20 protein-coding genes and 1 tRNA gene are annotated in these 18,569 nt (G+C 71.4%); 13 read left to right on the top strand and 8 right to left on the bottom strand.

Features of this window, described 5'->3' with window-relative positions; genetic code table 11:
* Positions 1–181: 181 nt before the first annotated feature.
* The 3 genes from ABZX22_RS42190 to ABZX22_RS42180 are packed head-to-tail and all read left to right on the top strand — an operon-like array spanning position 182 to position 3,216.
* A complete protein-coding gene (locus tag ABZX22_RS42190) occupies positions 182–1,480 on the top strand; it encodes an ABC transporter substrate-binding protein (protein WP_354921940.1) in 1,299 nt (432 codons plus the stop codon).
* A 33-nt stretch (positions 1,481–1,513) separates the two neighbouring features.
* Positions 1,514–2,419 (top strand): sugar ABC transporter permease, encoded by a 906-nt coding sequence (locus ABZX22_RS42185; RefSeq protein WP_354922022.1) that lies wholly within the window; start codon positions 1,514–1,516, stop codon positions 2,417–2,419.
* On the top strand, positions 2,419–3,216 hold the full coding sequence (locus ABZX22_RS42180; RefSeq protein WP_354922019.1) for a carbohydrate ABC transporter permease: 798 nt from the start codon (positions 2,419–2,421) through the stop codon (positions 3,214–3,216). The genes ABZX22_RS42185 and ABZX22_RS42180 overlap by 1 nt, the downstream gene beginning before the upstream one ends.
* Here ABZX22_RS42180 and ABZX22_RS42175 read toward each other — a convergent pair.
* Positions 3,206–4,177, bottom strand: coding sequence for a winged helix-turn-helix domain-containing protein (locus tag ABZX22_RS42175; RefSeq protein ID WP_354921938.1), 972 nt, complete (start codon positions 4,175–4,177; stop codon positions 3,206–3,208). The genes ABZX22_RS42180 and ABZX22_RS42175 overlap by 11 nt on opposite strands.
* 57 nt (positions 4,178–4,234) lie before the next feature.
* Between ABZX22_RS42175 and ABZX22_RS42170 the strand changes: the two genes are divergently transcribed.
* Positions 4,235–5,452, top strand: coding sequence for an MFS transporter (locus ABZX22_RS42170; protein WP_354921935.1), 1,218 nt, complete (start codon positions 4,235–4,237; stop codon positions 5,450–5,452).
* A gap of 28 nt (positions 5,453–5,480) precedes the next feature.
* On the opposite strand, the gene ABZX22_RS42165 is transcribed toward ABZX22_RS42170, so the two are convergent.
* Complete coding sequence (locus ABZX22_RS42165; protein WP_354922016.1) at positions 5,481–6,458, bottom strand: LacI family DNA-binding transcriptional regulator; 978 nt, start codon at positions 6,456–6,458, stop codon at positions 5,481–5,483.
* A 105-nt stretch (positions 6,459–6,563) separates the two neighbouring features.
* Between ABZX22_RS42165 and ABZX22_RS42160 the strand changes: the two genes are divergently transcribed.
* Positions 6,564–7,721, top strand: coding sequence for an MFS transporter (locus ABZX22_RS42160; protein ID WP_354921932.1), 1,158 nt, complete (start codon positions 6,564–6,566; stop codon positions 7,719–7,721).
* A gap of 33 nt (positions 7,722–7,754) precedes the next feature.
* Complete coding sequence (locus tag ABZX22_RS42155; protein WP_354921929.1) at positions 7,755–8,426, top strand: (2Fe-2S)-binding protein; 672 nt, start codon at positions 7,755–7,757, stop codon at positions 8,424–8,426.
* A gap of 2 nt (positions 8,427–8,428) precedes the next feature.
* Here ABZX22_RS42155 and ABZX22_RS42150 read toward each other — a convergent pair whose 3' ends face one another.
* Together ABZX22_RS42150 and ABZX22_RS42145 are read right to left on the bottom strand one after the other, a co-directional pair.
* Positions 8,429–8,953, bottom strand: coding sequence for a cysteine dioxygenase family protein (locus ABZX22_RS42150; protein WP_354921927.1), 525 nt, complete (start codon positions 8,951–8,953; stop codon positions 8,429–8,431).
* A 6-nt stretch (positions 8,954–8,959) separates the two neighbouring features.
* Positions 8,960–9,886: an amidohydrolase gene (locus ABZX22_RS42145; protein WP_354921925.1), complete on the bottom strand. Its 927-nt coding sequence runs from the start codon at positions 9,884–9,886 to the stop codon at positions 8,960–8,962.
* A gap of 130 nt (positions 9,887–10,016) precedes the next feature.
* Between ABZX22_RS42145 and ABZX22_RS42140 the strand changes: the two genes are divergently transcribed.
* Positions 10,017–11,009, top strand: coding sequence for a LacI family DNA-binding transcriptional regulator (locus tag ABZX22_RS42140; RefSeq protein WP_354921922.1), 993 nt, complete (start codon positions 10,017–10,019; stop codon positions 11,007–11,009).
* Here the strand turns inward: ABZX22_RS42140 and ABZX22_RS42135 are convergent.
* Positions 10,999–12,315 (bottom strand): aromatic amino acid lyase, encoded by a 1,317-nt coding sequence (locus tag ABZX22_RS42135; RefSeq protein WP_354921919.1) that lies wholly within the window; start codon positions 12,313–12,315, stop codon positions 10,999–11,001. The two genes, ABZX22_RS42140 and ABZX22_RS42135, sit on opposite strands and share 11 nt — an antisense overlap.
* The gene (locus tag ABZX22_RS42130; protein WP_354921916.1) at positions 12,315–12,686 is read right to left on the bottom strand and encodes a phage holin family protein; all 372 of its coding nucleotides are present in this window, start codon (positions 12,684–12,686) and stop codon (positions 12,315–12,317) included. The genes ABZX22_RS42135 and ABZX22_RS42130 overlap by 1 nt, the downstream gene beginning before the upstream one ends.
* A gap of 211 nt (positions 12,687–12,897) precedes the next feature.
* On the opposite strand from ABZX22_RS42130, the gene ABZX22_RS42125 reads away from it, so the two are divergent.
* Entirely contained in the window at positions 12,898–13,173 is a 276-nt protein-coding gene (locus tag ABZX22_RS42125; protein WP_354921913.1) for a hypothetical protein, read from the top strand.
* Between the two features lie 5 nt (positions 13,174–13,178).
* Here ABZX22_RS42125 and ABZX22_RS42120 read toward each other — a convergent pair whose 3' ends face one another.
* Positions 13,179–13,928 carry an FAD:protein FMN transferase gene (locus ABZX22_RS42120; protein ID WP_354921910.1) on the bottom strand — a complete coding sequence of 250 codons (750 nt, stop codon included), beginning with the start codon at positions 13,926–13,928 and terminating at the stop codon, positions 13,179–13,181.
* 43 nt (positions 13,929–13,971) lie between these two features.
* Entirely contained in the window at positions 13,972–14,610 is a 639-nt protein-coding gene (locus ABZX22_RS42115) for a hypothetical protein (protein ID WP_354921907.1), read from the bottom strand.
* Between the two features lie 45 nt (positions 14,611–14,655).
* Between ABZX22_RS42115 and ABZX22_RS42110 the strand changes: the two genes are divergently transcribed.
* The 5 genes from ABZX22_RS42110 to ABZX22_RS42090 all read left to right on the top strand — a co-directional run bounded on the left by ABZX22_RS42110 (position 14,656) and on the right by ABZX22_RS42090 (position 18,246).
* Positions 14,656–15,333 carry a response regulator transcription factor gene (locus tag ABZX22_RS42110; RefSeq protein ID WP_354921904.1) on the top strand — a complete coding sequence of 226 codons (678 nt, stop codon included), beginning with the start codon at positions 14,656–14,658 and terminating at the stop codon, positions 15,331–15,333.
* Complete coding sequence (locus ABZX22_RS42105) at positions 15,330–16,346, top strand: HAMP domain-containing sensor histidine kinase (protein WP_354921901.1); 1,017 nt, start codon at positions 15,330–15,332, stop codon at positions 16,344–16,346. Before ABZX22_RS42110 ends, ABZX22_RS42105 begins: the two co-directional genes overlap by 4 nt.
* A 217-nt stretch (positions 16,347–16,563) precedes the next feature.
* Positions 16,564–16,953, top strand: a complete 390-nt coding sequence (locus ABZX22_RS42100) for an OsmC family protein (RefSeq protein ID WP_354921898.1) — start codon at positions 16,564–16,566, stop codon at positions 16,951–16,953.
* Positions 16,954–17,203: 250 nt separating this feature from the next.
* The gene (locus ABZX22_RS42095) at positions 17,204–18,127 is read left to right on the top strand and encodes a nucleoside hydrolase (protein ID WP_354921895.1); all 924 of its coding nucleotides are present in this window, start codon (positions 17,204–17,206) and stop codon (positions 18,125–18,127) included.
* A gap of 45 nt (positions 18,128–18,172) precedes the next feature.
* Positions 18,173–18,246 (top strand) — tRNA-Lys (locus ABZX22_RS42090).
* Positions 18,247–18,569 lie beyond the last annotated feature (323 nt).

The following is an 18,569-nucleotide window of genomic DNA, read 5'->3' as shown; positions in this document are numbered from 1 at the left end:
CGAGCCCGCACAGCCTCCCTGAGCGCCCGGCGTTCCGCATGGACCGGGCGCGGCCGGAGAGAGCGCTCCCCGGCTATGCCGAGCTGTTACCCGCACATGCCTTGACGTCGCGGAGTGCGAAGTGGGTTGATTGCCCTACTGACAACGTTGTCACCCGACCGTGGCAAAGGAGCGGTGTGCGATGAGACGACGGTGGTTAGCGACGATCACCATGGCGGCCGTGCTCGGGCTGACGGCCTGCGGGGGCGGAGGCGGCCCCGCGGCTCCGTCGGGCCAGGCCTCCGGCGCGGGCGGCGACGCGAAGAAACAGGTGGAGGTCTTCTCCTGGTGGACCGGCCCCGGCGAGGCCGACGGCCTGAAAGCCATGAAGGAGATCTTCGAGAAGCAGAACTCCGGCTTCTCCTTCTTCGACGCCGCGGTCGCGGGTGGCTCGGGCGACAAGGCCAAGGCGCTGCTGCAGTCCAAACTCCAGGCGGACACCCCGCCTGACACCTTCCAGGGGCACGCGGGCGCCGAACTGCAGGGCTACATCAAGGCGGGCGACCTGGAGGACCTGACCTTCCTCTACGACGAGCTGAAGCTCAAGGACGTCTTCCCCGCACAGCTGGTCGAGCAGATCAGCTACCAGGGCAAGATCTACTCGGTGCCCGTCAACATCCACCGCTCGAACATCCTGTGGTTCAACCCGAGCGTCCTCAAGGAGGCCGGGGTCGCGGGCGCGCCCAAGACGATCGAGGAGTTCGTCGCCGCGCTGGAGAAGGTCAAGGCCAAGGGCAAGATCCCGCTGTCGATCGGTTCGGAGTGGACCGTCACCCACCTGATGGAGAGCGTGCTGCTCGGCTCCCTCGGCACCGACGGCTACAACGCGCTGTTCAAGCCGGGCGCCAACTGGGCCTCCCCCGAGGTCACCAAGGCGCTGGAGAACTTCAAGACGATCCTGTCGTACGCGGGTGACCCGCAGGACGACTGGCAGCCGGCCGCCGCGCAGGTGGCGGAGGGCAAGGCCGCCTTCAACATCATGGGCGACTGGGCCTACGGCTACTTCCACAACCCGCCGGACGGCGGTCTCGGCAAGAAGTCGAAGACCGACTTCGACTGGGCGCCCGCGCCCGGCACCGGGGGCACCTACCTGTGGCTGTCGGACAGCTTCACCCTCCCCAAGGGCGCCAAGAACAGGGACGGCGCGATCGCCTGGCTCAAGGTGGCGGCGAGCAAGGAGGGCCAGGACGCCTTCAACCCGAAGAAGGGCTCCATCCCGGCCCGCAAGGACGCCGACGCCTCCCTCTACACCGACTACCTCGGTGACGCGCTGAAGGACTGGTCGGCCGACAAGCTGGCCGGATCCATCCAGCACGGCGTGGCCGTCAACCAGCCGTGGCTCGCCGCCGTCAACGAGGCGGTCGGCCTGTTCATCGGCAGCAAGGACGTGGCCGCGCTGCAGAAGGGCCTCGTCGACGCCGCCGCCGCCAACGCCCAGTGAGGCCCTGGTGATGAGGCCCCGTGAGGCATCGTGATGGTTAGAAAAGGCGGGCCCGCCCTGCGGCGGGCCCGCGCCTGGTTGCCGGGCCTGCTGCTGGTGGCCCCCTCGATCATCCTGATCGGCGTGTTCGTGTACGGCATGCTCGGCTGGAACTTCAGCCTGGCCATGACCGACAAGCACGACGAGGTGTCGGAGGGCTCGTTCGTCGGCCTGCGCAACTTCATCGACATCTGGGACCTGCCCCGCTGGCACCTGTCGGTCAGCCACGCGATCCTGTTCACCGTCGTGTTCGTCGGCGGGGCGCTGCTGCTCGGCTGGTTCCTCGCCTTCCTGATGGAGAAGGGGATCAGGGGCGAGGGCACGTTCAGGGCGATCTACCTGTTCCCCATGGCGATCTCGTTCGTGGCGACCGGCATCGTCTGGCGCTGGCTGATGAACTCGGCCGAGGGCGAGCGGGCGGTCGGGCTGAACCGGCTGTTCGACGTGCTCGGGCTGCCCCAGTGGGCCTGGTTCAGGGACCAGGACTGGGGCATGGCCGCCATGGCCGTCCCGGCGATCTGGCAGATGGCCGGGTACGTCATGGCGCTCTTCCTGGCCGGGTTCCGCGGGATCCCCGAGGAGCTGCGTGAGGCCGCCCGGGTGGACGGGTGCACAGAGTGGGGCGTCTACCGGCACATCGTGCTGCCGCTGCTGCGGCCCGTGACGCTGTCGGCGCTGATCATCCTCGGGCACATCTCGCTGAAGACCTTCGACCTGGTCATGGCCGTGTCGGGCAAGCAGATCATCACCGACGTGCCCGCCGTGTTCATGTGGGTGGCGGTCTTCGACTCCCACGACCCGGCCAAGGGCGCGACCATCGCCTCCTACATCGTGCTCAGCGTGGCGATCTTCGTGATCCCTTACCTGATCTGGTCGGTCCGCAAGGAGAGGCGCTCGTGATCGTCCGCCGTGGGTTGCTGATCGCCTTCGCGGTCGTCTTCCTGATCCCCATTTACGTGCTGCTGGTCACCAGCTTCAAGCCGCTCACCGAGGCCAATCCCGCGCAGGCGTGGAACCTGCCGCAGGTGTGGACGTTCGAGGCCTGGCGGGTGGCGTGGGAGAAGCTGGCGCCGGGCATCTGGAACAGCGTCCTGCTGGCGGTGCCGGGATCGCTGCTGTCGTGCGCGCTGGGTTCCATGAACGGCTACGTGCTGTCGAAATGGCGCTTCCCCGGCGCGGACGTGCTGTTCACGCTGTTCCTGTTCGGGATGTTCATCCCCTACCAGGGGGTCATGATCCCGCTGGTGCAGCTCATGGTGAACCTCGACATCTACGGCGGGATCCCCGGCCTGGTGCTCGCGCACGTCGTCTACGGCATCCCGATCTGCACGCTGATCTTCCGCAACTACTACGTGACGATCCCCGACGAGCTGGTCGAGGCGTCCCGGGTGGACGGCGCCGGCATGCTGCGGACCTACTGGTCGGTGGTGCTGCCCGTGTCGGGACCCGCCGTCGCCGTGGTGATCATCTGGCAGTTCACCTCGCTGTGGAACGACTTCCTGTTCGCCGTCTTCCTCACCGGGCCGACGAGCTGGCCGACCACCGTGATGCTGAACAACATCGCCGGGGCGCAGGCCACGCCGTACAGCCAGCAGATGGCCGCGGCGCTGCTCGCCTCGATCCCGACGATGCTGATCTACCTGCTGCTCGGACGGTTCTTCATGAGGGGGTTGATGGCGGGCGCGCTCAAGGGGTGAGCTCGCCGGAGACCAGCGCGTCGCCCAAGGGGGTGCGCGCGTAGACCACGCCGCGGCCCGCGCGGGCGCCGGTGACGAGGCCGGCCCCGCGCAGGGCCCCGACGTGCTCGCCGACCGTGCCGAGGGCCAGGCCCATGACGGCGGCCAGGTGCGTCGTGGTGGCGGGCGTGGCCAGCTCAGCCAGGACGCGGGCGCGCGTGCGGCCCATCAGGCGCGTCAGCCTCTCCAGGCGCGGGCCCGCGCCGGCCTGGGTCGCGCCCACGCCGCGTGCGGGATAGACCAGCGCGTACGGCCAGGCGTCGTCGAGGTAGGCGCCGACCCGCGAGCCGAACACCGAGGGCAGGAACAGCAGCCCCCTGCCGTTGAGGTCGCGTTTGACGAAGTCGCTGGTCAGGTCGCAGTCGAGCCCGCCGTCGCGCCAGCGGATCTGCGCGCTGAGGTCGTCGAGCGCGGCCGCCCACCCGAAGGTCGCCAGCCTGCCCGCCCGCCACACCACGTCGCGCTCCATCACGGCCTGGAAGCGCGGCCACTCGGGCAGGATGATCTCCCGCCACACCGCCTCGAGGGCGTCGGCGACCAGCCGTACGACGTCGGGGCCGGTGAGGGCCGCCCGCAGCGCGCGGGGGACGGGGATCCGCGCGATCTCCTCGTGGGCGCGCGCGAGCGGGGTGGCCCTGAGCGCGGCCAGCTCCGTGTCGAACGGCACGCTCACGCCGGTCGGCGGGGGCGCGATGAAGTCCACGTTCGCCGGCCCGAGGTTGCCGGAGATCGCCTGGACCAGCGGCAGCCCCGGCTGCCCCAGCCGCCGGTACGGCTCCCGCCACCGCGCGGCCCACGCCTGCAGCGCCCCGGCGCTCTCCCTGCCTTCGAGCACCCAGGTGGCGTGGAGGGTTTCCACGAGCGGCGAGATGGCGAAGCGGCTGGCGGCAATGTCCTGCGGGCTGACCTCGATCCTGATCACCTTTCGGATATTCCCGAATAAATCGTCATTTGTCGTGCCGGTGCCCAGGGTGAGCGCATGGAGCAGGCGACATTCCGTGACGTGTTCAGGGTCAGGGAGTTCAGGGTGTTGTTCGGCAGCTTCGCGCTGCTGATCGTCGGCGACGGGGTCAAGATGCTGGCGTTGTCGGTGCTGGTGTTCGAACGGACCGGCTCGCCCGGGCTGTCGGCGGCCGCCTACATGGCGGGCTGGCTGCCCTACCTCGTGGGCGGCATGTTCCTGCTGTCGCTGGCCGACAGGCTCCCGGCCCGCGGCCTCATGGTGGCGGGCGAACTGGTCAGGCTCGTGGTGTGCCTGCTGCTGGCCTACGCCGGACTGCCGGTGTGGGCGATGCTGGCGCTGATCCTGGTCACCGGGCTGGTCCAGCCCGTCTTCGGCGCGGCGCGCAACGCCATGCTGCCGGACGTGCTGCCCGGCGACGCCTTCGTCCTGGGCCGGTCGCTGCTGGGGATGACCAGCGCGGGCGCGCAGATCGGCGGGCTGTCGCTGGGCGGCGGGATCCTCGCCGTGGCGGGGCCGGAGGGCGCGCTGGCGATCACCGCGGCCATCTCGGCGGTGGCGGCGCTCGTCCTCAGGTACGGCCTGCCCGCCGCGCCGGCGCGGGGCGGCTCCGGGCGCGGCACGGTGCGCACGACGCTGCGGGTCAACCGGAGCCTGCTGGGGTCGCGTGGCGTGCGGGGGCTGCTGCTGGCGATGTGGGTGCCGCCGATGTGCCTGGCGGGCGCCGAGGCCATGGTCGTGCCGTACCTGACCGCGGCGGGGTCGGCGACGGGGGCCGGGCTGGCCCTCGCGGTGGCGGCGGCGGGAATGGCGGTGGGGGAGTTCGCCGTGGGCCGCTTCGCCGCGCCCGCGACGCGCGAGCGGCTGTCGCTTCCGCTGGCGGCGGCGATGGGGGTGCCGTGGCTGGCCTTCGTGGCGGCGCCGGGGCTGCCGGTCACCGCGCTGCTCGCGGCGCTGTCGGCGGGCTGCCTGGCCTACCAGCTGGGGCTGCAGCGGCACTTTCTGGAGGCGGTGCCGGAGCAGGTCAGAGGCCACGCGTACGGCCTGCAGTCGGCCGGGCTGATGACCGGTCAGGCGCTGGGGGCGGCGATGGTCGGCGGGCTGGCCGAGGTGGCCGGACCCGGGGCCGCGATGGCCGCCTCGGGCGCGGCCGGCATCCTCGCCGCCCTCGCCCTGTCCCGCACCCTTCGCCGCCCTGCCGAACCCCGGACCGCATCCACCCACTTCCACCGTTGACGAAGAAGGCGCCCACCGGCCTCCACCGTCAGCCCCCGCCCGGCCCGATCTCCCCCGATCCCCGCGCGATCAGCCGCACCGGCTGGATGACCCGCTCGACCGGCCCCCCGTTCCCCGCGATCCTCCTGAACAGCAGCTCGGCCGCCATCCTCCCCAGCCCCGCCGGGTCCTGCGCCACCACGGTCACCGCGGGATCCAGCAGGTCCGCCAGCTCGAAGTCGTCGAACCCCACCAGCGCGATCCGCCGCCCCTCCAGCGCCCGCAGCGCCGTGACCGTGCACCGGCCGTTGCCCGTGAACAGCGCGGTCGGCGGGTCGTCCATCCCGAGCCACCGGTCGAGCACCGCCCGCACCCTCTCGGGAGAGGGGTGGGCCATCGAGACCAGCCGCTCGTCCACCAGGTCGCCGAGCGCCTCCCGGTAACCGCGCTGCCGCTCGTCCGCCGTGAAGATCGTCGGACTGTCGCCCAGGAAGGCCACCCTCCGGTGCCCGTGCGCGAGCAGGTGCCGTACGGCCAGCCGCGCCCCGCCCGCGTTGTCGCACAGCACCGTGTCGACCTCCGGGCCAGGGCCGGCGGGCCGGTCGACGAAGACGGCGGGCGTGCCCGCGTCGAGCTCGGCCCGCAGGTAGGAGTGGTCGTTCCCGGCGGGCACGACGATGAGGCCGTCGACCCGGCGGGCGCAGAAGGTGAGCACGAGCTCCTTCTCCCGGGCCGGGTCCTCGCCGGAGGAGCCGCTGAGCACCAGGGAGCCGTGCTTGATCGCCACCTCCTCGACCGCCCGGGTCAACCCGGAGTAGAAGGGGTCGGCGACGTCCTCGATGACCAGGCCGATGCTCGACGTCCTGCCCTGGCGCAGCACCCTGGCGCTCTCGTTGCGGCTGTAGCCGAGCCGCTCGATCGCGGCGCGTACCCGCTCGGCGGTGGCGGTGTTCACGCCCGGCTCGTTGTTGACGACCCTGGAGACGGTCTTGAGCGCGACCCCCGCCTCCGCCGCGACATCCTTCATCGTCGGTCTCACACAGGGATCCTTTCCCACGTACGCCTGCTTGACAACGTTGTCAGCCGCCCCGCGTCGGACAGGCCGCGACGGCATGACAGAGTGGGGCCCGCTATGTCGTTGAGATCCGCCCTCGTCGTCGCCGGGCTGGTGCTGGCCGCGCTCAACATGCGACCCGCCATCGCAGGCGTCTCCCCCCTCCTCGACCAGATCATGACCGATGTGGGCCTCACTCCTGCGGGCGGGGGTGCGATCACCACCGTCATGGTGGTCTGCCTGGGCCTGTTCGGTCCGGTCGCCCCGCTGCTCGCCCGCCGGATCGGCCTGGACCGCACGCTGCTCGTCGCCCTGCTCGTCCTGGCCGCGGGCGTGCTGCTGCGCAGCCTGGACGGCGCGTCCGCCCTCTACACGGGCGCCGCGATCGCCGGCACCGCCATCGCGATCATGAACGTGGTCATGCCGGGCGTGGTCAAGCAGCACTTCCCGGCGAAGGCCGGCCTGCTCACCTCCGTCTACGTCACGGCCCTGGTGGCCGGCGCCGCGGCGGCCTCCGCGCTGATGATCCCGCTCCAGCACCTCACCGGGTACGGCTGGCGCGGCGTCTCCGCTCTGGTCGCGCTGCCGGCCCTGGCCGCCGCGGCGCTCTGGCTGCCCCAGGCCCTCGGCGGGCGGGCGGCGCCCGCCAACGGCCCGCGGCCGTTCATGGCGCTGATGCGCAGCCCGCTCACCTGGAAGCTGACGGTGTTCATGGGCCTGCAGTCGCTGACCTTCTACGCGATGCTCGCCTGGCTGCCCACGATCTTCCAGGAGGCGGGCGTCCCCGCCGAGCAGGCGGGCTTCCTGCTGGCCGTCTCGAACCTCTCCCAGGTCGCCGCCACGCTCGCCGTCCCCGTGCACGCCGAGCGCCGGGCGTCGCAGGCCCCGCACGTGGCCGCCGCCGCGCTGCTGACCGCGGCCGGTTACGCCGGCGTGCTGCTGGCGCCCACCACCGTGCCGTGGCTGTGGATGATCGTGCTCGGTGTCGGTCAGGGCGCCTCGCTGGCGCTGGCGCTGCTCATCATCACGCTGCGCGCGCCCGACCCGTCGTCGGTGACCGCGCTGTCGGCCGTGGCCCAGTCGGTGGGCTACGTGCTGGCCGCGCTCGGCCCCCTGGCGATCGGGTTCCTCCGGCAGGCGTCGGGAGGGTGGACCCTGCCGTTGCTGGCTGGCCTCGTCGCGTGCCTGATCCAGCTGGCCGTCGGGATCCGTGCGGGACGGCCTCTGCTATCTTAGGTAAGGCTTACCTTTACGAGGAAGGGCCTTGCCGTGCCGCTCGCGGAGTTGACCGGGGTGCTCGAGCGCGTCGCCGCCGAGCGCGGTGGTGTGCTGGGCGTCGAGCCGGGTCTCGTCATCGACCCCGACGCCTCGTGGACGCCGCTCAGCGAGCTGACGCGGGCGCCGTACACCCTGCTGGACGGGCTGGTCGAGCAGACCGCGGGCCGCTACGGCGCGCCCAGGCACGTGGGCGCGGCGCTGCTGTGGAAGGCGCTCGGCTACTGGCTGACCTTCCCGATGGCGGTCGGCTGGGCGCTGAACCGGCAGGTGCCCGTCATGCGGTTCGAGGACATCTACTTCAAGCCCTCCGACGCGGGCGTGACGATCGCGGCCACCTCGGTGTCGGTCGTCGACAGCGCCGCGGCGATCGGGGCCGCGCTCCTGCAGGCGCACGAGCCGCTGGTCAACGCGATCAGCGTCCAGGCCAGGGTGGGCAGGCGCACGCTGTGGGGCTCCACGGCCGAGGCGTTCGCGCACCCGATGACCGCGGTGGTCCAGGGTGACTACATGGGCCTGCTGCGCGCGATCGGGCGGCCCGTCGACGGCCTGCTCGAACAGACCGCCGACGGCTACCGGCGCAGGACCTGCTGCCTGTGGGTCACGCTCCCGGAGGCCGAGCCGTGCGCCACGTGCTGCGTGCTGCGGGAGGCGTGCGCGGCCTGAGCTCAGGCCACCTCCTCCATGACGCCGCTCGCCGGGGTCTCGTCGATGGGGCGCAGCTCGTCCGCGTAGCTCACCGAGACCCTGCGCATCAGGCCCGTGTCGTCGATGGAGTACTGCCCGAGCCGCCACAGCGGCGGGGAGTAGGCGTGGATGGACACACTCCGGTCCACCGCCCCCGTCAGCCGGTGGATGTGGTCGGGCCCGAAGTGGAACGACTGCCCCTCGGCGACGACGGTCTCCAGGTGCTCGCCGCCGATGCGCGGGTTGCACTCCAGGAGCCCGCCCTGCACCACGTGCACCGCTCCGGAGGAGATGTCGTGGTCGTGCCAGCCCGTGTCATCCTCGGGACGCCAGCAGAGCAGCCACACATCGACATAGGCGTCGCGGTAGAGCGAGGCGTAGTGCCGGCCGCCGTCGGCCGGGAACGCCACCTGGTCCTGCCACTGGGCAGGGTTCGCGGCCAGGTCGTCGACCAGATCGCGCAGTTCCCGCCGATCGAGCGTGCGGGCGGGAAGGTTGGTGCTCACGGGCGTTTACTCCTCTCGTCCCATTCGTGAGAACGTGGCTGCTGCCGCTCTCCTGGCCGGAGGCGGCGAAGGGGCCGACGACGCGTCTCCGCACAGCAGGCGACGCGGGTTGGTGACCCTGATGGCGTGCGCGGCCGCCGGCCCGATGCCGGGGCCGTCCTGGAAGGCGGTGGCGTACGGCGCGTCCGAACCGTTCACCACCACGTCGATGCCGAGCTCGCGGATGATCGCGTCGATCGCGCGCGGGCCGTACGACGAGGTCTCCACGAACAGGTCGGGGTCGACCCGGCCGCGGCCGCCGCCCCTGGCGATGAGCCGCTCGGAGTGCAGCGGCGCGAGCCCCGCCAGCAGCGCGAAGCAGACGCGCAGGCGCGGGTGCCGCGGGCGCACCACGGCGCGGAAGTGGTGCCAGGCGGCGTGCATCTGCTGCACGTACGGCACCAGCGCGGGCCACCAGCCGGGCCGGTCCTGCTCGGCGGCCGCCGGTCCCGGGTGGACGAACAGTGGCAGGTCGCGCGCGGTCAGCACCTCGAGCAGGCGGTCGTCGGGCGCGGCGGTCGCCGGGATCTGCAGCCCGTGGAAGCCGCGGTCGAGGTCGGCGGCCAGCCGGTCGGGGTCGATCTCGCTGTGGCAGGTCGCCGCCCACGCGCCGAACGGCTCCGGCAGCTCCAGCGCGCCCTCGTGGTAGGCGTCGATGAGCGGCCACGCCTCCTCGGGCGGCAGCGATTCGATGCCGAGCGGGCTGGACAGGGACACGAGCGCGAGCTCGAGCCCGGTGGTGTCGCGCGCGGCGTGGTCGGCCGGGTTCACCTCGTAGGGCGGCTCGCCGTCGAGGATCAGCGTCCACCCGTCGAGGTAGGGAGGCGTGGCGCGGGCGCGGAGCGCGTCGACGAACGACGGGGTCCACAGATGCTGGTGCACGTCAATGCTCACGGCCACACCTCCCTCTATTTCCTACTGACAATACAGGTAAACCCTGGGTCCTGCTTGTGAAGCGATTCAGTGATGCGATTCAGTGAACCGCTTCACCCCCGTGCCTGTCAATGCTGAGTAGGCTTGGCGAATGGCCCGAAAGCGAGCGACCATCAAAGAGGTCGCGCAGGCGACCGGCCTGTCACCTGCCGCCGTCTCCTACGCGCTGCGCGGCCTCCAGGTCTCCGAGGAGACCATGGAACGCGTCCGCGCGGCGGCGGCCGAGCTCGGCTACGAGGCCGACCCCATCGCCCGAGCGCTGGCCAGCGGCCGCACCGGCATGATCGGCCTGCTCTGCGGCTCGCTCGAGGACCTGTGGCAGCAGTCGCTCGCGGTCGGCATCAGCAGGGGCCTCAGGGAGAAGGACCGCTACGCGCTGATCCTCGACGCGGTCGGCGACCCTGGCCGCGAGCGGGTGCTCGCCCAGCAGCTGCGCGACCAGCGCGTCGACGGCCTCATCGTGCAGCCCGTCGACCCCGCCGCGCCGTTCTGGGCGGACCTGTGCGAGTCCGTGCCGGTCATCGCCATCGGCGACGGGCTGCCCGGCACGGCGGGCGAGGTGGTCTTCGACAACCGGCACGGCGTCACCCTCGCCCTCGAACACCTGAAGCAGCTCGGCCACCGCAGCATCGCCGTGCTCACCCCCACGGGCGCGCGCACCCCCGACCGGCCCGCCGACGTCCACGCCAGCGCCGAGGCTGACCGGCTCGGCCTCGACATCGAGGTGGCCACCGCGCCCCACGGGCTCGCCGGCGCCACCGAGGTGGCCCACCAGGTGCTGGCCGGCGGGCGTCACACGGCCGTGTTCTGCTTCTCCGACTCCATCGCCTACGGCGTCTACGCCGCCGCGGCCGAGCGGGGCATCGCGGTGCCCGGCGAGGTGTCGGTGATGGGCTACGACGACCATCCCATGTCGGGCCTGCTCACCCCCGGCCTGACCACCGTCGACTGGGACCTCGACGGCATCGTCCGCGCCGCCGTCCGGCTGGTGGCGGCGGCGGCCGACGGCGCGGTGCGCCGCCGCAGGGTCGTCCAGCAGCCCACGCTGCGCGAACGCGGTTCGGTGCGCCGGATCACGGGCTGATCAGGCGGAGCTCCGCCCTGGCCGCCTCGAGGTCGGTGTCGAGCGGCCGGTCAGGTTCACCGGGCGCGGAGCGCTGCGCCAGCGCGCGCTCCGCGGCGACCAGCTCGCAGGCCAGCACGATCTCCAGCGGCTCCACGCAGCGCAGCGCGGCCCGCGCCGCCTGCGTGGCGAAACCGGCGTGGTCCTCGGCGCCCCGCGAGATCACCGCCGTGCCGGACGTCACGGGCGCCGACAGCAGGCGCAGCTCGGCGAGGGCGTCCTGGGCGACGTACTCCAGGATCATCGCGCCCGACTCGCCCAGCCGCCCGGACAGGAAGGGAAGCAGCCCGGTATAGGCGGGCTCCATGAGCGTGGCCAGCCTGGCGGTCGCCAGCTGCGCGGCGGGCACCAGCGCCGCGCGCATCGCGTCGAGAGCCAGGGCGATCGGCGCGGAGTGGAAGTTGCCGTTGTGCCAGGCGCGCCCGGCGCCGACCAGCGGGTTCTCGGTGGCCGCGTTGAGGTCGACCTCGACCGCCCGTTCCGCCCGTGCCAGCGCGTCGAGCGCCGCCCCGTGCACCTGGGCGAAGGCGCGGAAGCCGTACGGATCCTGGATCCTGGCCGCCTCACGCGCGGCGAGCAGCCCGCGCAGCCGGTCGGCCACCTCCGCCTGCCGCGGCTGCGGCCTGGCCGCGTGGACGGCCGGCGCCAGCGGTTCCACCGAGGCGTCGACCGCGGCGAACGTGCGCGCCGCCACCCCGACCGCCGCCTCCAGCAGCAGCCGCACCTCGTGCAGCGCGAGCGCCGCGTCCGCCAGCGTGGCCGCCCCCGAGCTGATGAACGGCAGCGCGTCCACCGGCGAGAGCGCGAAACGCGGCCCTGGGCCGGGCCCCCGCCATTCCCGCTCGCCGAGCAGGCACAGCGCGGTGGTCGCCAGCGCGGTCAGGTCGCCGGTGCCGATCGCGCCGTACGTGCGCACCGGAGGGGTGTGGCCGGTGTTGATCGCCTCGGCGAGAACCGGCAGCAGCGCCGGATCCACGCCGGAACCGCCCGCCAGCAGCTGGTTCAGCCGGACGACGAGCATCGCCCTGGCCCGCTCGGCCGGCACGAGCGGCCCGGCCCCGCCGGCATGGCTGCGCAGCAGGGCGAGCCCGCCCTCCTCCACCGAGATCTCCTTGTTGGCACCGACCCCCGTGCTCCTGCCGTACACGGGCCCGGTCAGCGACTGGGCCGTACGCCAGGCGGCCCGGGCCCGATCGAGTGACGCGATCGAAACCGGGCCGCCGGCGGCCACCCGCGCGCAGGTGAGACCGCTGCCGTCGAGCTCCATCAGTCAGGCAGGATCAGGCTGAGCACCCAGCTCACGATGGAGACCACGATCGCGGCCCAGAACGCGGGCCAGAATCCGGAGACATGGAAGGGGACGTCGAGCTGGTCGGAGATCCAGCTCGTCAGAAGCATCAGACCGGCATTGACGACAAGGGCGAACAGCCCCAGCGTCACCACGTAGAAGGCACAGCCGATGGTCTCGATGATCGGCTTGATCACGGCGTTGATCAGGCCGAAGATCAGCGCCACCACCAGCAGCGTGCCCCAGTACTGGGCCGTGCCGGGTGGTGTCGTGATCGCCACCCCGCTCACGAGCTGCGTGGCGACCCAGAGGGACGCGGCCACGACGAGAACTTTGATGATGAGCTTCACGCCACAGGATCCTCGCACTTTCTGATCGGCGATGCGATAGAGGCGCAAGCAGGCGCGGCACGGCCGGTCCCACCGGCGGGCCGAAAAGGATCTCCGGCGCCGCGTCCGGGCGGACTCGGACACCACGCGCCCGTCGATCGCTCCACGGAGTCTTCGGGAAGCGTTATCGAGGTGACATCGCGGGGAAGGCCCCTCCTGTGGAGGGAGTGACATGGACACGGAAGAACTCGAGACGCTGACGGCGAGCGAACTGCACGAGCGGGCGGTCCGCTATGCCGTACGCCACGGCGACTTCGCGTTCATCTGGGACCTGCTCAAGGCGATCCCCGCCGCGGAGGCGGCCACCGGTCACCATGGGGAGGTCGTCAACGACCTGAGCCACCTGTCCGCCCTGCTCAGTGATGCCATGGCCTCAGGGCAGGGTGAGCTGGGAGAGGCGCTGAAACCGCTCTACGTCGAATACCTGTCGAAGCATCCCGACGCCTAGCCCGGTCAGCCGGCCAGGCTGGTCTCCACGCCGTGGCCGGTGAAACCGGGCGTCGTCGTCGCGCGCCCATCCGCCCCGACCACCATGGTCTGGTACGGCTGGGCCGCGGCGAGCTCCCCCGCGAACCGCCTGGCCCGCGCCGTCCCCATGGCGTGCATGGCACCGGCGTACGCCCCGGCGGCCGCCAGGTCGGGGCCGACCACGCACACCCACGACCTTCCCGGCCCGCTGTACTCCTCACCGCCAGCGGTGGCCACGGCCGCGTCGTGGGCGAACAGCACCCTGGTGGTGACCCCGTCGTAGGGGTCGCGCATGCCCACGCGCCAGGAGCGTCCCGGCGAGGACGAGCCGCGCACCCGCGTCCCGCTGCCCGCGGTCACCCGGTGGTCCACCGCGCCCGCGCCGGCCAGGGCGCGGGACAGCCGCTCCACCGCCCAGCCCCGCACGTAGACCATCGGGTCCAGTCGCCCGTCGCGGCGGCTGTCGAACCAGCCGCCGGTCGCCTCCCTCAGCTCCTCGCACCGGTGCAGGACCTCGACCACCTCGGGGATCTGCGCGATGGTCCGCCCGCTGTTCAGCCGGGCGATCTGGCTGCCGTCCACGTCGGGATGGAAGGTGTCCTCCACCCAGCGCAGCCACGCGAACGCGTCGTCCAGCAGGGGCGTCAGCTCGCGTTCGGGCAGCGCCGTGCGGATGTCCACGCACACCGGCAGGTTCATCACCATCTGGACTCGGGTGGCGCCAGGAAAGGTCATACAGCCACCGTCCCACGGCACGGATAACGCTCGGCTAAGCCCTTTACCTGAGCTTGGTCAGCGCGCCCCTGACATAGCGGACGAAGGCCCGCGGGCCGTACACCTGGACCGTGCGCTGGGAGATGTCCGGCACCAGGCGGCGCAGCCCCGAGGCGCTGACCGCCTCCTTCGCCCGAGGATCGTGCTCGGTCCCCTCCACGAGGACCACCGGCACGCCCAGCTCGCGCAACTCCCGCGCCTGCTCGGCCTCGCGGGTGTCGCGGGCCCGGTAGAGAACCAGCGTGCTGGCCGGATCCTTGACCCTCGCGGCGATCGCCGCCGCGCCGACCCCTTCGGCGATCAGCAGCGTCGACCTGCTGGAGGCGGGCCTGCGCTCCCACAGCAGCACGGCCAGCGCCGCGCCGTACAGGAGGAAGGCGGCCACGCGGCTCGGCCCCGTCACGGTCGCGGGAGCGGCCAGCTGGTAGGCGACGAGCAGCGCGCCCGACAGGTAGGCCGCCCACCTGAGGCTCGGATGCGGCCGCTCCCGACGGTTCCAGCGCGCCGCCACCAGGCCGAGCCCCACCAGGACGGCGGCGCCGACATGGGCGGTCGGCAGCCACGGGAAGCTCCATGCGGGGTGAAGCGCTCCGAAGTGTCCCACTATCGCGCCAGACCAGAAGAGCACCGTACTGGTAGTCATAGAAACGACGGTCTGGGACTTACATGAGAGTTGCCTGAATAAAACATGGGTAAATCCGAAGTTCTGGTGGTGGATGACGAACCCTCGGTGCGCGACGCCGTCACCAGGGCGCTACGCGTCCAGGGCTACCAGGTGAGCAGCGCCCCAGACGGGCCGACCGCGCTGGCCGTGGCGGCCGTGGACCGGCCCGACCTGATCGTGCTCGACGTCATGATGCCCGGCATGGACGGCCTCGAGGTCTGCCGCCGCCTGCGCGCCGAAGGCGACAGGACACCCGTCCTCATGCTGACGGCGCTGTCCGGCGTGGGCGACAGGGTGGAGGGACTGGACGCCGGCGCCGACGACTACGTGGTCAAGCCGTTCGCCCTCGAAGAGCTGTTCGCCAGGGTTCGCGCGCTGCTGCGCCGTACCTCCTCCTCGGGCGGAGCGCTGGAGTTCGCCGGACTCGCCCTGAACACCGAGAGCCGCCAGGCCCGGCGCGGCGGCCGGATCTTCGACCTCACCGGCACCGAGGCGGCGCTGCTCGAACTGCTCATGCGCAACGCCGGCCAGGTCCTCACCAGGGAGGTCATCCTGGAGCGGATCTGGGGATACGACTTCACGCCCGGCTCCAACTCGCTCGAGGTCTACATCCGCTACCTGCGGCGCAAGACCGAGCACGACGGGGAACCGCGGCTGATCCAGACGGTTCACGGACTCGGCTACGTGTTGAGGGAGACATGAGGCTGCATCTCAGGCTCGCGCTCGCGGCGGGCATCGCGGCGGCGCTGTCGGTCCTGCTCGTGCTCGGCGCCGCCTACTACGTCACCTGCCGCAGGGCCGAGAGCGTCATGGGGCAGATCGGGCGGTGGCAGGCCGAGTTCGGCTGGCCGTTCCTCGCGGTGGCGGCGGGCGGGCTGGTCATCGCGGCCGTCTTCGGGTGGCTCGCGGCCCGCGCGTCGCTGCGCCCCCTGTCGACACTCACCGCCACGGCCGGCGAGATCGCCCGCACCCGAGACCTCGGGCTGCGCATCGACGTGACGCGGGACGACGAGATCGGGAAACTGGCGGCCAGCTTCAACACGATGCTCGACGCGCTCGAACGCTCCGCCAAAGCCCAGAAGCAGCTCGTCGCCGACGCCTCGCACGAGCTGCGCTCCCCGCTGACCGCCGTGCGCACCAACGCGGAACTGCTGGTACGCGGCGACGTGCCGGCCGCCGAGCGCGACGAGGTCGGGCGGGCCGTGGTCTACGGGCTCGAGGAGCTGAGCGGGCTGGTGTCCGACCTGGTCGAGCTGGCCAGGGACGAGGAGCCGGCGGCACTGGTGGAAGACGTACGGCTGGACGAGATCGTCACGCACGAGGTGGCCCGAGCCGGGCTGCACTGGGCCGTGACCACGTTCACGGTGGCGGTCGAGCCGACCGTGGTGCGCGGGGTGCCCGACCGGCTCGCCCGGGCGGTCGGCAACCTGCTCGATAACGCGGCCAAGTACGGCGCGCCCGACGACACGGTGGAGGTGACGCTGCGGGAAGGCGTGCTGGAAGTCAGGGACCACGGGCCGGGGATTCCCGTCGCGGACCTGCCGTTCGTCTTCGACCGGTTCTACCGGGCCGACGAGGCGCGGGCCAAGCCGGGATCGGGGCTGGGACTGGCGATCGTCCGGCAGGTCGTGGACAGCCACGGAGGGACGGTGTCGGCGGTACCGGCGCCGGACGGGGGAACGCTGGTACGCCTGGTCCTGCCTGCCATGGCGTGACCCTGGCGCTCGCGGGCAGCACGATGGCGTGCCGCGGCGCCCCCCGGGGTCCATGCGCCGATCTTGCGAACGCTGGGATCTTCCCGCGCGCTCTGCGGTAAAGGGGGATCTTCCCTGGCGCCCTGCCGTACGTGAGGATCGTCGGGAACGCCGTACGCGAGGGCCGTCCGGAACGCCTGCTGCGCGATGTCCGGATACTCCCGGTAGGTTTGCCGGCATGGCAAACGTGCGTGTTGAGCGGACAGATGACGGCTTCGTGGCGACCAACGCCCGGGGCGCGCGAGTCGAGATCGGCGGCGGCGACCAGGACGGCGTCTTCACCCCCGTCGAACTGCTCCTGGCGGCCGTCGGCGGGTGCAACATCGTGACCGTGGAGCCGCTCACGGCCAAGCGTGGGCACCGCCTGCTGCGCCTGGCGATGACGGTCGAGGCGGAGAAGATCGAGTCGAACCTGCTCGGGCCGCTGACGGTGACCTACGATGTGGAGGTTCCCTCCGACGAGGCCGACCAGGTGTTCAGGGCGGTGGCCGAACGGGTGGAGGAGAAGCACTGCACGGTGAGCCGTTCCCTCCGGGAGGGTACGGAGGTCCGCTTGGAGCTCCCCTAGCCTGATTAGGGCGATAATCGACCCTGGTATGACGCGTCCGTTGCATTCGTCTCTGTAACGTTGAAGCAGGTCAAGGGTGCTGCGACTGACTTGCAGAGCTTTTGCCGATGCGGACGCGGAGGGGGACCGTCGTCTGCTGAGCGGGACCGCCGGCACTTTGGGGGAAGGTGTCGGCCTGGACCGCGGTAGATCGGGGCCGGGTGGTTTTGGGGGAAACCACCCGGTCCCGATTCATGTGTACTGTCTTGTCGTGAAAAAGCTCCTCCTTGACTGTGACCCCGGCATCGACGACGCCCTGGCCCTCGCGCTGGCCGCCGGCTCCCCCGAGATCGACCTCGTCGGCATCACCACCGTCGGAGGGAACGTCAACCTCGACCTGACCACCGCCAACGCGCTCGCGCTGCGCGAGTTCTACCGGATCGACGACGTGCCCGTCACGCCCGGCAGTGCCCAAGCCCTGCTCGGAGCGGGAGTGCGCGCCGAATCCGTCCACGGCGCCACCGGCCTGGGCGGCGTGATCCTCCCCGTGCCGGTCAACGGGGTCACCGACGGGCACGCCGTCGACTTCATCATCGAGACCCTCCGCTCGGCGCCCGGGGAGATCACCCTCGTCGCCGTCGGCCCCCTCACCAACATCGCCCTCGCCGTACGGCGGGAGCCGCGGATCGTCGAGTGGGTGCGCGACTTCGTGATCATGGGAGGCTCCTACACCCGCGGCAACCACACGCCCGCCGCCGAGTTCAACATCAAGGCCGACCCCGAGGCCGCGGCGATCGTGTTCGGCGCGGGATGGAACGTCACCATGGTCGGCCTCGACGTCACCCTGACCGCCGTGGTCACCGAGTCGATCCTGGACCAGATGCGGTCCCTGGGCCGGCTGGCCGACCTGGTCGTGCCGATCTCCCAGTTCTACGGCGTGGTGGAGGCCGACGGCGGACCGGCCATCCACGACGCGGTCGCCGTGGCGCACGTCATCGACCCGAGCCTGCTGAAGGTGCTCCCGGCGGTGGTGAACGTCGAGACGGTCGGGACGTACACGTCCGGGATGACGGTCACGGACTTCCAGCTCGACGGGAAGGTGCCGAACGCTTCGGTGGCGGTGGAACTGGACGTCGACCGGTTCTGGAAGCTGGTGATGGAGGCGTACGGGAGGCTGGCGGCGACGATCGCGTGATGTGCGAGTGGTGGTCGGCGGCTGCTACAGTTACACCTGTCGCAAGCGCCGCTAGCTCAGTTGGTTAGAGCAGCTGACTCTTAATCAGCGGGTCCGGGGTTCGAGTCCCTGGCGGCGCACAGCGAGAAACCCCAGCTCATGCGTTTGAGCTGGGGTTTCTTTGTTTGCTTTGTTTGCCGTCTCAACTTATTTGCCTGTCTTCGGCGTTGTTGATCTTCGTGCTGCTCGTGGTGTGGTCGTGTGTATTCGGTGTGTGGTTCCGGTAGATGGTGGACACATCGGTTCCGGTTCCTGCGCGACGGTTTGAAGACGCGGTTCCGGTAGCCGGGCGACAGGGTTCCGGCTGATGTGCGACAGCAGTTCCGGTAGGTGCGCGACACCTCGAGGTGGCTTGTCGCTTGTTGTGGTTCGGCTCTTGGCTGTGGGTCGTCATTCCTGCAGC

This window comes from Nonomuraea sp. NPDC003804 (assembly GCF_040610675.1).
GTDB lineage: Bacteria > Actinomycetota > Actinomycetes > Streptosporangiales > Streptosporangiaceae > Nonomuraea.
The sequence above is the reverse complement of the archived record's forward strand: the minus strand, read 5'-3'. Positions and strand labels throughout refer to the sequence as shown.

Bases quoted from the DNA above. Each gene is read 5' to 3' on its own strand.
- ABZX22_RS42190 (WP_354921940.1), top strand. From the start codon at position 182: ATGAGACGACGGTGGTTAGCGACGATCACCATGGCGGCCGTGCTCGGG.
- ABZX22_RS42185 (WP_354922022.1), top strand. From the start codon at position 1,514: ATGGTTAGAAAAGGCGGGCCCGCCCTGCGGCGGGCCCGCGCCTGGTTG.
- ABZX22_RS42170 (WP_354921935.1), top strand. From the start codon at position 4,235: ATGGAGCAGGCGACATTCCGTGACGTGTTCAGGGTCAGGGAGTTCAGG.
- ABZX22_RS42165 (WP_354922016.1), bottom strand. From the start codon at position 6,458: ATGAAGGATGTCGCGGCGGAGGCGGGGGTCGCGCTCAAGACCGTCTCC.
- ABZX22_RS42160 (WP_354921932.1), top strand. From the start codon at position 6,564: ATGTCGTTGAGATCCGCCCTCGTCGTCGCCGGGCTGGTGCTGGCCGCG.
- ABZX22_RS42140 (WP_354921922.1), top strand. From the start codon at position 10,017: ATGGCCCGAAAGCGAGCGACCATCAAAGAGGTCGCGCAGGCGACCGGC.
- ABZX22_RS42135 (WP_354921919.1), bottom strand. From the start codon at position 12,315: ATGGAGCTCGACGGCAGCGGTCTCACCTGCGCGCGGGTGGCCGCCGGC.
- ABZX22_RS42125 (WP_354921913.1), top strand. From the start codon at position 12,898: ATGGACACGGAAGAACTCGAGACGCTGACGGCGAGCGAACTGCACGAG.
- ABZX22_RS42120 (WP_354921910.1), bottom strand. From the start codon at position 13,928: ATGACCTTTCCTGGCGCCACCCGAGTCCAGATGGTGATGAACCTGCCG.
- ABZX22_RS42115 (WP_354921907.1), bottom strand. From the start codon at position 14,610: ATGACTACCAGTACGGTGCTCTTCTGGTCTGGCGCGATAGTGGGACAC.
- ABZX22_RS42110 (WP_354921904.1), top strand. From the start codon at position 14,656: ATGGGTAAATCCGAAGTTCTGGTGGTGGATGACGAACCCTCGGTGCGC.
- ABZX22_RS42105 (WP_354921901.1), top strand. From the start codon at position 15,330: ATGAGGCTGCATCTCAGGCTCGCGCTCGCGGCGGGCATCGCGGCGGCG.
- ABZX22_RS42100 (WP_354921898.1), top strand. From the start codon at position 16,564: ATGGCAAACGTGCGTGTTGAGCGGACAGATGACGGCTTCGTGGCGACC.